The organism is Candidatus Vicinibacter affinis (genome assembly GCA_016714365.1).
Taxonomy (GTDB): domain Bacteria; phylum Bacteroidota; class Bacteroidia; order Chitinophagales; family Saprospiraceae; genus Vicinibacter; species Vicinibacter affinis.
Map to the genome: position 1 here is coordinate 338262 of JADJNH010000005.1, position 12595 is coordinate 350856.

The window sequence follows — 12595 nt, forward strand, 5'->3', positions numbered from 1 at the left end:
ATAAAGCGATTTATGCGCTGACAATTTTTTCCATCATTTAAAGAATTATAGTAAGAAGCTTTAAAGGTTCTGACTATTTTCATTAAAATTCAAGTAACGACATGTTTAATTGGAATATGAATATTGGATTATCAGGAGCCTTGCAAGTATAGATGCTCTTGATACTCTTATCCAATTGAACCGGAAAGAAAATTTAGAAAATTTTTGAGATCATCAAAATTATATATTGCTCTTATTTGTGCATTACATCTGCTAATTTCAGGCGCAAGAAAACCAACGAACACAGGTGTAATATTTTCGGGAGTTTTTTGTAGAGAATGTAGTAAGTCCTTTGCATAATTAAGAGTTGGTTCTTCATTTACAAAGCATAGAATAAATCGTGCTTTAAAAGTTTGAGCAGCCTCTACTATGTCTTTGACATCAGAATCATTGCTCATATATAAAGAAGGTATACTCCTTTGGCTAAGCAGATATTCAATAAAAAAACGACTTAATTGTTGATTTTCGGTACCCGGCATGGCCAAAATAAACCTGTTTTCATTGAGTTTGGGTTTCTCTTCGAAAAGGATTATTTGCTGTATAATTTTCCTCTTGATTAATTGCATAGCAAATTCTTCATGAGCTTTCCGAATAGAACCACCTAACCACATGTCATGAAGTTTATCCAATAAGGGCATCAATAATTCCTCAAATGTCTCATCAAAACCGTGTTGCTTGATGTGTCTGTCAATTATATGAATAAATTTGGTTTGGTCAAGATGTATAATACTTAAAGTTAGTGCATCAATAGAATCTACATTAAAAGAGGCAACATCACTCAAATGGGCAACGATATCTTCAATTTGATTATCAGGCATCATGCTGATAGAAGAAATTTTGTAACCTTTATGATTGAGCAACGCAATACTGGTCACTTTTTTAAGATCATTGTCATCATAATACCGAATATTCGTAGAAGTCCTTTTAGGGTGTATAATGTTAAATCTCTTTTCCCAAATACGAATAGTATGAGCCTTTATGCCTGTTAATTTTTCTAAATCCGTAATTGAATAAATGGCCAACTCTGTACTTGATTTGATTCAAAGAGGATAACATTTAATACATTTTTTTGTTTAAGAGTTTATATGCGTAAGGAATTCATCAATATTGGTATTGTTTGTTACCCGACATATGGAGGCAGCGGAGTTGTTGCAACAGAATTAGGAAAGGCTTTAGCAGCCAAGGGTCATCAGGTGCATTTTATCTCCTATAAAAGACCCGCCAGACTTGGCTCTTTTCAAACAAATGTATATTATCATGAAGTTTCTACTAGTGAATACCCTCTTTTCGATTTTAAGCCTTATGATACAGCTTTAACAAGTAAAATTGTTGATGTTTCCATTCATCACAATCTTGATATACTCCATGTTCATTATGCAATTCCTCATGCAATTATAGGATTTGTGGCCAGAGAAATTCTCGCAAAAAAGGGTAAGAGGGTCCCATTGGTAACTACTCTGCACGGAACAGACATTACATTGGTTGGTTTAGATGGTTCCTTTTACCCAGTTGTAGAGTTTAGTATAAATGAATCAGATTGCGTGACTGCAGTTTCGGCCTCTTTAAAAGACGACTCAATAAGAGCATTTAATTTAACAAGAGAGATTGAGGTAATTCCTAATTTTGTCGACTCAAAGAGATTTAAACCTAATGACAATCAATTACTTAAATGTCGGTTTGCAAAGGAAAATGAAAAAATCATCAGTCATATTTCAAATTTCAGAAAAGTAAAGAGGATAGGAGATATTGTCAAATCATTTTTTGAAATAAATAAAACACTTCCATCAAAACTACTGCTCATTGGTGATGGGCCAGAGCGATCAGGATTAGAAGATTTAGTAAGGGAGTTGGAGATTGAGGAGAAGGTTTATTTTTTAGGTAAGCAAGATGCAGTAGAAGATCTTTTGGCAATATCTGACTTATTTATGTTAACCTCTGAGCATGAGAGTTTTGGTCTTTCTGCTCTAGAGGCTATGGCATGTTCAGTTCCCGTAGTTTCATCCAACGCTGGGGGTTTGCCTGAGGTGAATATTGAAGGTTATTCAGGATTCAATTGTCCAGTTGGTAATGTTCAGGCATTCATAGAAGCCAGTCTAAAGATCTTAAGTAATAATGAGCAACACGCTCAGTTTAAATCCAATGCATATAAGCAATCTATGAAATTTGAACTTGGTAAAATTTTACCAATGTACGAATCAGTTTATTGGAAAACACTGAATAAGATTTAGGTTAGAACTGGAAACTTTAACGTCTTTTAGAGTTTATGAAGATCAACATTTACCTTTGCAAAAAATTGAACCATGGCCAATAGAAAGGATTTATATGAAGGACATGATTATTATAATCTTGATGAATTTCTTTCAGAAGAGCATTTGCTTGCCCGGGAATCAATTAGAGGTTGGGTAAAACAAGAAGTTACACCATTTATTGAGGGATATACTGAAAGGGCAGAATGTCCTACGCATTTATTCAAAGGATTAGCAGAAATCGGTGCATTTGGCCCGAGCCTTCCTGTGGAATATGGAGGAGGGGGAATGGATGAGATTGCTTACGGGATCATAATGCAGGAATTGGAAAGAGGTGACTCAGGTTTGCGTTCCATGGCTTCTGTCCAAGGTTCTTTGGTAATGTATCCAATATATCGTTTTGCTTCTGAAGATCAGAAAAAAAAGTATTTGCCAAAGTTGGGAGCAGGGGAACTAATTGGATGTTTTGGACTTACGGAGCCTGATTTCGGCTCAAATCCTGCTGGAATGGTTACAAATGTTAAGGACGATGGAGATTGTCTTATTTTAAATGGGGCGAAAATGTGGATAACAAATTCCCCAGTTGCAGACATTGCAGTAGTTTGGGCAAAGAACGAAGAAGGGGAAATTTTAGGAATGGTTGTTGAAAGTGATTCTAAAGGTTTTTCTGCACCTGAAATGCATGGAAAATGGTCGTTAAGGGCTTCCATAACAGGAGAGCTGGTATTTGAAGATGTTAGAGTCCCAAAAAATCAGGTTTTTCCATTGGTGAGAGGCTTGAAAGGCCCCTTGTCTTGTTTGTCAAAAGCTCGATATGGAATTGCCTGGGGAGCTATCGGTGCAGGGTTGGATTGTTATGACACGGCACTTAGATACTCAAAAGAAAGAATTCAATTTGGAAAACCTTTGGCTGCATTTCAGTTAACACAAAAAAAACTAGCTGAAATGATCACTGAACTGACAAAAGCCCAATTACTGGTATGGAGGTTAGGAACCTTAGCAAATAATGGAAAAGCAACTCCGGCTCAAATTTCAATGGCTAAAAGGAACAGTGTAATAACTGCACTAAACGTGGCAAGGGAGTCTAGACAAATTTTAGGTGGAATGGGTATAACTAACGAATATCCAATCATGCGACACATGATGAATCTTGAAACAGTACTTACTTATGAGGGAACCCATGATATTCATTTGCTTATAACGGGAATGGATGTAACAGGTATTAATGCTTTTAACTAATTGGAAGTAAATATTCCGAATTAATATTGAATCATATATTGTTTAATTTAATTCTTTATTTGAGAAAGCATTTTTTGATTTTTTCAAGATGGGGTCTATGAAAAGGCTCACCATGATAATGATCACGCCCAAATAAAAGAGTCCGCCTAATTGTTTATGTTCTTGAAGGAAAATCATCGAAAGTAAAATTCCGTAAACTGTTTCCATATTGAAGGCGAGCATCACCGAAAATGCAGACAAAAATTTCATGGCTTTTAAGGCCAAAACATAAGCAAAAACAGTGCAAAATAAAGACAAAAGGATTATATACCACCAGTCATTGTAGGATGGCAAAAATGCAGTTTCCGGTTTGAACCAATACAAGCCAGGTAGAAGTACACTAATAAAAATCCAAACTGAAAAGAGTTCTATCCAAGTTATTAAAATGGGGTCAGCTTTGGTAATGTGTTTTTTATTGTAGCTTGCAAAAAGAGCAGATAAAGCTGCGGCAATTAAACCTACAAAAAAACCCAAGCGAAAATTATCAGGAATGCTTTGGTTTATCAATAATATTCCAGGAAGGGTAACAATGCCAATGAAGGCGTCTCTCCATAATATTGCTTTTTTGCTTGTCCAAGCTTCAAAAAATGCAGTTAAAACAGGAATTGTTGCAAGGCAAATCATAGCAACGGAAGCATTTGCGAGTTTTATTGAACCGTAAAAACAAATCCAATGCAAGGCAACCAAAATTCCAATTCTTGAAAAAATTTTAAAATTTTGTTTATCAAAGTGACTAAAAGCCCCTGAATACAACATATATGGGATGAGAAGAACCCATGTTAACAAAGCTCGCCACCACACTAAGATGATTGCCGGAAGCTCAATAAGTTGCCCTAGGATACCAGTAAAGCCAAATAGAAAAACAGCAAAATGCACATAGAAATAAGATTTAGTTTCAGACTTCATAAGGTTTTTTGAGGTTATTATTGTTCTGACTTAACAAAAAAGGTCATCTTGAGGCATATAAAATTGAAAAAAGCTAAACCTAAATATGAGGCAAATATCTATTTTTGTGTCCTTAAAAATAGAAGGGAATGAAAATTTTGAACATTGGAGATAAGGCACCTGGATTTACAGTTGTCTCTACAGATAAGCAGATGGTGAGCCTTTCAGACTTTGCCGGCAAAAATGTAGTCCTATTGTTTTTCCCATTTGCATTTACTGGAACCTGTACAAAGGAGTTATGTATGATAAAAGATGACATTACCAGATATTCTAGCCTCAATGTACAAATTATAGCTATTTCAGTAGACAGTCCTCATAGTCTTAAAAAGTACAAAGAGGAATTGCAATTGCCTTATGTAGTACTTTCTGATTTTAATAAATCAATCTCTAATGCTTATGGTTGTTTGTATGAGGAGTTTTTTCTTGGACTAAAGGGAGTATCAAAGCGCTCTGCTTTTGTAATAAATAGTGAGGGTATAATAAAGTATGAAGAAATTTTGGAAAATGCGGGAGATATTCCTAATTTCGATCTCATTAATCAAACCTTGGCTTCATTAAATTAATATTATGATCAATTCTAATCCAGAAACATGGCAAGATCTAGATGAAGAAGTTCTAATTGAAGATCATGTCGGTGAAATATCAGAAATCATTGTATTTAATGATGATGTAAACACATTTGATTGGGTTATAGAATGCTTTGTCGATGTATGCAATCATACTTTTGAACAGGCTGAGCAGCTTTCCCTTATGGTTCATTTTAATGGGAAAGCCAGTGTCAAAAGAGGTGCTTTTGATGCTCTCAGACCTATGAAAGAATCCTTATGTGAACGTGGATTATCAGCGGTAATTGAAAAAATGAAAGTTTAAGAGCAATGCCGGTTTTCAGAATACCGGATAATAAAATTGTTTTTCCACACCCAACTTTAGCAAATAGTGATGGTTTACTCGGAATAGGAGGAGACCTTAGTCCACAAAGGTTAATTTTAGCGTATCAGAATGGAATTTTTCCTTGGAGTTCTGCGGGAGAACCAATCTCTTGGTATTGTCTTTTACCGAGATTGATTCTATACCCTTCAAAAGTTAATATTAGCAAGAGTATGAAGGTTGTAATAAGTCGTAATAAATTTCATTTTACCATTGACCAGCATTTTAAAGAAATAATGAGTCATTGTAAGGAAATCGACAGAAAAGGACAAAAAGGTAGCTGGATTTATAATGAACTAGAAGAATCATTTTTGGAATTGCACCAATTAGGTTTAGCGCATTCCATTGAAATATGGAAGGAGAATGTTTTGGTTGGCGGATTATATGGTTTAGCCATTGGGAAAATGTTTTGTGGCGAATCAATGTTTTCAAAAGTTACCAGTGCATCAAAATTTGCACTTATTGTTTTGTGCCGAATTTTAACAGAAAATTCTTTTGAATTAATTGATTGTCAACAGGATACCAACCACATGAAGTCAATGGGGGCAGAAATAATGGGTACCTCAGATTTTTTAAATTTTTTGGAGAAAAACAAATTGTACCCACAAGCAAATGATTTCTGGAAAAATTATTCCAACCAAAACCCAATACTGTAACAAGATATAAAGACTACCATTTGTGCTTAGTTATAAAACTTTAGAACTTTATGGCAGTAACAACGATATCATTCTAGAAAGTACTTTTAATATTAAAAAGTATTGGTTTCAATGGAATAAAAGTCCGTAAACTATTTTCAATTTCCTTGGACTTAATCAAACCCCTACATTTTTAACGATAATTAATTGAATAGAATGAAGTAGAATAAAATTATCGATTTAGATTTCGAACTAATTAATTGAGAATTTTCTTAATATTCACAATAGGAAAATCCAATATATATAACTTTATAAATTAAATCCGGAGATTTAAAATTTATAAAAATGACATTAGTTTTTTCTCTAACTCATGTTCATCACCTGGTGTGTAACCAGAATGAGTATATAGTATTTGGCCGTTAGCATCCACTACAAATGTTTGTGGAATTGATTGAAAACCAAGTTTTTTTAGGCTGTCTTTGTTTGCATCGGATAGAATGGTATATCCCCAGCTCTTTTGTTGTACCATTGGTTTCACTTTATTAACTTGTTGAATATCATCAATAGTAACGGCAACAACTTCTATACCTTTTTTCTGCCATTCGGAGTAATGACTGCTCATTGCGTCTAACTCCTTTTTACACGGGGAACACCAGGTGGCCCAAAAGCTGATCACGGTTAGTTTGTTTTTAGAGAACTTTTGGTTTAGTTCACAAGACTTCCCATCAAGAGTTTTTAAACTTAAAGAAGGAAACTTGTTTGCAACCGGCTTAAATGAAAGCAGAGCAAATGAACATATTAGAGATAAAAGAATAAGATTTTTCATCTAGGACTAAGTTTTTTATTTAAACGTAAAATTCAATTAAAATTTCCATTAATTTGGGCCTTCGAAAAATATTTAACGAATGATTAACCTATTTAGAAAACTGTTCATTGCCAAGCTTTTAGCTTTGGTTTTTTGGGGGGCTGGAGCACAAGAGTCACTTTTAATCAGTGGCGGTTTTCAGACGAATGGGAATTTATTTCTAAGAGATAGTGCAATTGGGGCTGCCGGTATTCCTCAATATGATTATCAACTATTTGGAGCAGAGTCTTGGTTGGATCTGAATATGTCTTATAATGGGTTTAATGGAGGCATAAGATTTGATCTTTTCAATAATTCAAATCTATTAAATCCATTGAATTCATATACTGCGCAAGGGATTGGACGATGGTTCATCAATAAGGAAATAGACCGCTTGGACTTAACTGTGGGTTATTTATATGATCAAATAGGTTCCGGAATCATATATAGAGCGTATGAAGAGAGGGCACAACTATTAGATAATGCTCTTTTGGGAGTTTCCGCCAAATACAGGATAAATGAACAGTGGAATGTAAAAGCATTTACCGGCAAACAAAAAAATCTATTCACGATCTATAACTCAATAATAAAGGGAATATCTATAAATGGATTTTATCAGCCAAATGATTCCTCTAACTGGTCAATAGCACCCGGTGCTGGATTTGTAAACAGGACTTACGGCGACGCAATAGTAACAGACCTCACCAACATTTCTGCAGGATACTTAGCAAAAGATCAGTTTATTCCCAACTATAATACAAATGCATTTACATTATTTAATACCTTAAATTATAAGGATTTTAGCTGGTATGCAGAAGCAGCATTTAAGCCAGATGATGTTTTTTATGATCCAAATGCAATTCGCTCCTTACCAAAAGGAGAGTCAAGTATTGGCAAATTTGTTAAACGCAATGGTTCTGTATATTACACGAGCCTAGGTTACGCTGCCCATAATTTAGGAATCACCATTGAAGGTAAAAGAACGGATGGTTTTGATTTCCGCGCAGAACCGCAGTTAAGTCTTAATAGGGGATTGGTTTCATATATTCCGCCAATGGCAAGAATTAATACCTATAGATTAACCGCTTATTATTTTCCGGCGACCCAATTTCTAAATGAAATGGCTTATCAAGTAGATCTTAAGTATGGTCTTGGTAAACATTGGAATCTTTCAGTCAACTTTTCAGACATTAGGGATATAGATTTTAAAAGAGAATTTTATAAGGAAATTAATGCAGAAGTGGTTTATAAAAGGGAAGAGACATATCAGATAATATTAGGGGTTCAACATCAAATGATAGATGTAGAATTGTATTTTGGAAAGGGCGGAGAAGAGGATGTGAAGACCATTACCCCCTATTTTGAGTTTCTATATTATGTCAATGATAAAACCTCATTAAGAATTGAATCACAATACATGTATAATAAACATGATATTGGCTCGTGGGTTTATGGCTTAGTTGAATTAGGGATTTCTCCACATTGGATATTTGAATTGTCAAATATGTATAACACCTTTTCTCCAAAAGGTACCAAAGCTTTGCATTATCCTACCGCAGGATTAGTTTATAATTATGGAAATAACAGATTTGGGTTAAGATACGTTAAGCAGATACAAGGAATAGTATGTTCTGGTGGCATATGCAGACTTGAACCGGCCTTTAGTGGATTTAGGGCTTCAATTACTTCAACTTTTTAATTGGAATTTATGAAAACGCAAATGATTTATATATTAAAATTCAGCTTTTTGTATATTAGTTTAATTCTATTTTTAAATTCATGTTCTGATTGGGAACAACCTATCCAGTTACCTAACAGCGGAGGAATTAAATCATCCAGAGTTTTATTAGTAGAAGAATTTACGGGAGCCTCATGCCCTAATTGCCCATCAGGAACTGCAGAACTCAAAGGAATAATTGATAAATATCCTGACAATATTGTTGCAGTTGGAATTCATTCCAATTTTCTGGCGGCACCGGCAACGGTCGGAGAAGTTGATTTAAGGACTCCAGAAGCACAAGCAATAGAGACATTCCTTGGTGCTTGGCTTGGAAAACCAGAAGCTGCATTTAACAGAAAGAAATTTAACAACCAAAATGGAATTAGAATAGGTAAGCCCGACACCTGGATCACTTTTGTAGAACAAGAGTTGAAAGAAGTGCATGAAGCTGAACTTAAGATTAGCAATAAATATGATTCAACAACACGCGAATTGCAAATCACCCTAACCGCCACTGCATTGCGCACCATAGCAAAGCCAATTTATATTCACGCATTGATAACAGAATCTGAAATTTCGGCTTCTCAGAAAAATCAAACCGGTATATTAAAGGATTATGTGCATGAACATGTATTACGCAAGTTAATCACTCCTGTTGCGGGGGAATTATTGATCAATTCACTAGACGTTGGTAAGAGTGTTAGTAAAACATTTACTTATATTCTTCCACCTCAAGACAGGGTTTGGGTTGCAGAACACTGTGCAACGGTTGGATTTATAAGCTATGCCGAACAAGAAAAGTATGTTATACAGGCAGCAGAAAGTAAAATCAAACGTTGAGATATTCCTGTTTTATAAAAGTGCAGCACCAATTACACCAGCGCTGTCACCAAGTTTTGGTTTTGCAAAAATAGTTTTGAGATCATTATTGAAAAGATGCTTTTTTACTTCAGGCTTACCCCTTTCATAAAGCACATCGAGGTTGCCTAATCCACCACCGAAAACGATAATGTCAGGATCAATTATGTTTATAATTACAGCTACAGCTTTACCAAAATAGTGAATTAATCTATCAATTGTTTGTATGGCAAATTCATCACCTGCTTGATATAACCTATAAATGTCTTTCATTGATTTTTGTTCACCACTGATTTTATGGAAATATTTTTCAGTCCACGGTCCGGCTAGGAAAGTTTCTACACAACCTCTCCGTCCACAATAACATAATTCTCCAGATTCATCAAGGCAATTATGTCCCCATTCGCCGCTAATACCATGTTTTCCATTTAATACTTTACCATGTACTACAATTCCTCCTCCTACTCCTGTACCCATAATGACACCAAAAACAGATTCAGGATTTATAACATAATCCGGAACAACCCCAAGATGGGTTTCAGCCATTGCGAAACAGTTTGCATCATTAGCCATTCGAACTTCAATACCCAGAAGTTTTTCTAAATCTTTCTTCATGGGTTTACCAATAATGCATTGAGTATTACTGTTTTTAATCAGCTGAGTATCTGTATCAATTATGCCTGGTGTTCCTACGCCTATTCTAACTGGTTTTTTACCAGTTTGTTCTCTTAACATATCTACCAGTATTTTAAATTGGTCTAAGACATGATCATAACCTCCTGCTTGTTCGGTAGGCACTCTTAGTCTGCTGATAATGTTAAAATTAGGTTTTGATTCTAAGACAACACCTTCTATCTTAGTTCCACCCATATCAATTCCCCAACAAAGATCCGCCATAAATATTTTTTTGAAGGTAAGCTAGATCTGTCAAAAGTATATAATTGAACTATATTTTTCTAAAATATATTATAGAAAACATTAAATCGATATTTTCGAAAGGTATTAGTTAAACTTATTTTTTTTTCTAAAATCACCTCTTTTCCAGGCTTTGAAAAATTCTATCCATGCCATAGGATTTAGAATCTGCATAGGTTTAAACTGACCTGCATAATAATATTTCTGTGCATTTTGAGAGAGATATAGGCTTGAAGTTTCGCGACCATCCGCAGGCGTTATTTCCATTAATCTTCTTATTTTGTCCTGAGCAAGATTTGCAGCAGCGATATCCTCAAGACTTTTGGAAATGTCCATTGCTAGAAACTCTTGACGGAAAAATTCTTTATCTGGCCAAGGATAAACCACAGTCTGTGGAAGAAAAATAGTATCCTGAGTCATTATTTGAAAGATTGTGTAATGTTCTTTATGAAGGCTGTCAGGAACAATAAAATAGGCGGGTTTAAATCCAACATAATTAAAAATAAGGGTATCGCCATTTTGAACAACAAGTGAGAAAAAACCCTTACCATCAGAATAAACTCCTCTGTTGGTGTTTAAAATACTAATTTCAGCAAAAGGTAATGGCTTAGGATCTCCATCAGAATCAGTCATAACCATTCCAGTGAGCTGAACAAGTTTATAGCTTTGGGTATAAACCATATCAGTCCAGCCAATAATAATTACTGTTATTAAAAGAAACTTTCTCATTTCGTGAAGTTAACGTAAAGATAAAACAGATATTCTATCTGGCAGAGAAGACTAACTACCATAGTCGTATATTTACCTATAAATAAAGATGATCAAATGTTAAAATCGTTTCAGGTATTCATGTTTTGTTTGTTTGTTTTTTATTCTTTTAATCAAATTAGCGCGCAGCTTAAGAGCGGACCAATGTTGGCATATGTTGAGCACAGAACCGCCAAAATATGGTGTGAAGTCGAAGGAGAAGTTTCATTAGTTTTAAGATATTGGCCAGCAAATTTACCAAATGAAGCAAAAGAAGCTTTTAAAACAATTCATAAAGCTTATTCTTTTGAAACTGTAGAATTTGATTTAGTTGATCTCAAAGCAGGAATGGACTATCATTATCAAGTTTATCAAAAGAAAATGAAAATTCCGGCTGCTCAGGGTGATTTCAAAACCCAGGAAATCTGGAAGTGGAGAAAATCAGCACCGGACTTTTGTTTCCTAGCAGGTAGTTGTAATTACGTTAATGACATTGAATATGACAGACCTGGGAGGCCATATGGATCTGATTCAACCATTTTTTTAACCATGGCAAAAGAGAAGCCGACCTTTATGTTATGGTTGGGAGATAGTTGGTATACAAGAGAGGCTGATTTTCAAAGCAAATGGGGATTGTGGGCACGAGCTTCACATGACCGTGCCACACCAGTTTTGCAAAATTTTTTAAAATCAACCTCACATATTGGGATTTGGGATGACCATGATTATGGACCAAACAATGAAGGAATTTCATATCATTTAAAGGAAGATGCCAGAGAGGTATTCAAAGCATATTTTCCTAATCCGAGTTTTGGTAATTATGGAAAAGGTATCTATACAAAAGTTAGTTACTTTGATGTAGATCTGTTTTTAATGGATAATCGAACTTGGAGAAGTTCTGATAATATGAATCCATATGTAGGGGGAAAACCAAATCCAGAAAAGAGGATGTTCGGAACAGAACAGATGAACTGGCTTAAAAATAGTTTGTTAAATAGTACAAATACCTTTAAGATAATTGTAAACGGCTCTCAATCTCTTAACAAAACATCGGGAGGAGATTGTTGGGCTAATTATCCAGTAGAGTTGGAAGAGCTATTGGATTTTTTGGAACTTTACAAAATAAGTGGAGTGCTTTTTCTTTCGGGAGATAAACATATCAGTGAAATTGTCAAACTAGATAGACCTAACAATTATCCATTGTATGACATTACAACCTCTTCGCTTACTGCAGGAATTAGTAAAGTTAGGGGACAAGAAATTAACAATCCCCTTAGAGTTAAGAATCTTATCTTGGAGGAGCATAATTATGGAAGATTTTCAATATCAGGTCCAAGTAAAGAGAGAATGATAAAAATTGAATTTGTAGATATGCATGGAAAATCTCGAAAGGAATTTGTGATTAAAGAAAATGAACTAAGTTATAACTTAAAATAATTTT

13 protein-coding genes are annotated in these 12595 nt (G+C 34.8%); 8 read left to right on the forward strand and 5 right to left on the reverse strand.

All coding sequences use genetic code 11. The features are described 5' to 3' along the window. Window positions 1-167 precede the first annotated feature (167 nt). The gene (locus tag IPJ53_01730) at window positions 168-1061 is read right to left on the reverse strand and encodes a MerR family transcriptional regulator (GenBank protein ID MBK7797808.1); all 894 of its coding nucleotides are present in this window, start codon (window positions 1059-1061) and stop codon (window positions 168-170) included. A gap of 78 nt (window positions 1062-1139) precedes the next feature. Between IPJ53_01730 and bshA the strand changes: the two genes are divergently transcribed. Continuing rightward, window positions 1140-2267 (forward strand): N-acetyl-alpha-D-glucosaminyl L-malate synthase BshA, encoded by a 1128-nt coding sequence (gene bshA / locus IPJ53_01735; protein MBK7797809.1) that lies wholly within the window; start codon window positions 1140-1142, stop codon window positions 2265-2267. A gap of 72 nt (window positions 2268-2339) precedes the next feature. Next, on the forward strand, window positions 2340-3524 hold the full coding sequence (locus IPJ53_01740; protein ID MBK7797810.1) for an acyl-CoA dehydrogenase family protein: 1185 nt from the start codon (window positions 2340-2342) through the stop codon (window positions 3522-3524). A gap of 42 nt (window positions 3525-3566) precedes the next feature. On the opposite strand, the gene IPJ53_01745 is transcribed toward IPJ53_01740, so the two are convergent. Then, window positions 3567-4469 (reverse strand): DMT family transporter, encoded by a 903-nt coding sequence (locus IPJ53_01745; protein MBK7797811.1) that lies wholly within the window; start codon window positions 4467-4469, stop codon window positions 3567-3569. A 128-nt stretch (window positions 4470-4597) separates the two neighbouring features. Between IPJ53_01745 and IPJ53_01750 the strand changes: the two genes are divergently transcribed. From IPJ53_01750 to IPJ53_01760, 3 genes are read left to right on the forward strand one after another with little or no spacing between them, the layout of a single operon-like run. After that, window positions 4598-5071, forward strand: a complete 474-nt coding sequence (locus IPJ53_01750; protein ID MBK7797812.1) for a redoxin domain-containing protein — start codon at window positions 4598-4600, stop codon at window positions 5069-5071. A 4-nt stretch (window positions 5072-5075) separates the two neighbouring features. After that, window positions 5076-5378: an ATP-dependent Clp protease adaptor ClpS gene (locus tag IPJ53_01755; protein ID MBK7797813.1), complete on the forward strand. Its 303-nt coding sequence runs from the start codon at window positions 5076-5078 to the stop codon at window positions 5376-5378. Window positions 5379-5383: 5 nt separating this feature from the next. Then, on the forward strand, window positions 5384-6091 hold the full coding sequence (locus IPJ53_01760) for a leucyl/phenylalanyl-tRNA--protein transferase (protein ID MBK7797814.1): 708 nt from the start codon (window positions 5384-5386) through the stop codon (window positions 6089-6091). 316 nt (window positions 6092-6407) lie between these two features. Here IPJ53_01760 and IPJ53_01765 read toward each other — a convergent pair whose 3' ends face one another. Beyond that, window positions 6408-6896 carry a TlpA family protein disulfide reductase gene (locus IPJ53_01765; GenBank protein MBK7797815.1) on the reverse strand — a complete coding sequence of 163 codons (489 nt, stop codon included), beginning with the start codon at window positions 6894-6896 and terminating at the stop codon, window positions 6408-6410. A 79-nt stretch (window positions 6897-6975) separates the two neighbouring features. Between IPJ53_01765 and IPJ53_01770 the strand changes: the two genes are divergently transcribed. Further along, window positions 6976-8613, forward strand: coding sequence for a hypothetical protein (locus tag IPJ53_01770; protein ID MBK7797816.1), 1638 nt, complete (start codon window positions 6976-6978; stop codon window positions 8611-8613). 9 nt (window positions 8614-8622) lie between these two features. Further along, window positions 8623-9474: an Omp28-related outer membrane protein gene (locus IPJ53_01775; GenBank protein MBK7797817.1), complete on the forward strand. Its 852-nt coding sequence runs from the start codon at window positions 8623-8625 to the stop codon at window positions 9472-9474. A 12-nt stretch (window positions 9475-9486) separates the two neighbouring features. Here the strand turns inward: IPJ53_01775 and IPJ53_01780 are convergent, their stop codons facing one another. Together IPJ53_01780 and IPJ53_01785 are read right to left on the reverse strand one after the other, a co-directional pair. Then, window positions 9487-10389, reverse strand: a complete 903-nt coding sequence (locus tag IPJ53_01780) for an ROK family protein (protein ID MBK7797818.1) — start codon at window positions 10387-10389, stop codon at window positions 9487-9489. 105 nt (window positions 10390-10494) lie between these two features. Next, on the reverse strand, window positions 10495-11136 hold the full coding sequence (locus tag IPJ53_01785; protein ID MBK7797819.1) for a carboxypeptidase-like regulatory domain-containing protein: 642 nt from the start codon (window positions 11134-11136) through the stop codon (window positions 10495-10497). Window positions 11137-11232: 96 nt separating this feature from the next. Between IPJ53_01785 and IPJ53_01790 the strand changes: the two genes are divergently transcribed. Continuing rightward, on the forward strand, window positions 11233-12591 hold the full coding sequence (locus tag IPJ53_01790) for an alkaline phosphatase family protein (protein MBK7797820.1): 1359 nt from the start codon (window positions 11233-11235) through the stop codon (window positions 12589-12591). Window positions 12592-12595 lie beyond the last annotated feature (4 nt).

Bases quoted from the DNA above. Each gene is read 5' to 3' on its own strand.
- IPJ53_01740 (MBK7797810.1), top strand. From the start codon at position 2,340: ATGGCCAATAGAAAGGATTTATATGAAGGACATGATTATTATAATCTT.
- IPJ53_01745 (MBK7797811.1), bottom strand. From the start codon at position 4,469: ATGAAGTCTGAAACTAAATCTTATTTCTATGTGCATTTTGCTGTTTTT.
- IPJ53_01750 (MBK7797812.1), top strand. From the start codon at position 4,598: ATGAAAATTTTGAACATTGGAGATAAGGCACCTGGATTTACAGTTGTC.
- IPJ53_01755 (MBK7797813.1), top strand. From the start codon at position 5,076: ATGATCAATTCTAATCCAGAAACATGGCAAGATCTAGATGAAGAAGTT.
- IPJ53_01760 (MBK7797814.1), top strand. From the start codon at position 5,384: ATGCCGGTTTTCAGAATACCGGATAATAAAATTGTTTTTCCACACCCA.
- IPJ53_01765 (MBK7797815.1), bottom strand. From the start codon at position 6,896: ATGAAAAATCTTATTCTTTTATCTCTAATATGTTCATTTGCTCTGCTT.
- IPJ53_01770 (MBK7797816.1), top strand. From the start codon at position 6,976: ATGATTAACCTATTTAGAAAACTGTTCATTGCCAAGCTTTTAGCTTTG.
- IPJ53_01775 (MBK7797817.1), top strand. From the start codon at position 8,623: ATGAAAACGCAAATGATTTATATATTAAAATTCAGCTTTTTGTATATT.
- IPJ53_01780 (MBK7797818.1), bottom strand. From the start codon at position 10,389: ATGGCGGATCTTTGTTGGGGAATTGATATGGGTGGAACTAAGATAGAA.
- IPJ53_01785 (MBK7797819.1), bottom strand. From the start codon at position 11,136: ATGAGAAAGTTTCTTTTAATAACAGTAATTATTATTGGCTGGACTGAT.
- IPJ53_01790 (MBK7797820.1), top strand. From the start codon at position 11,233: ATGTTAAAATCGTTTCAGGTATTCATGTTTTGTTTGTTTGTTTTTTAT.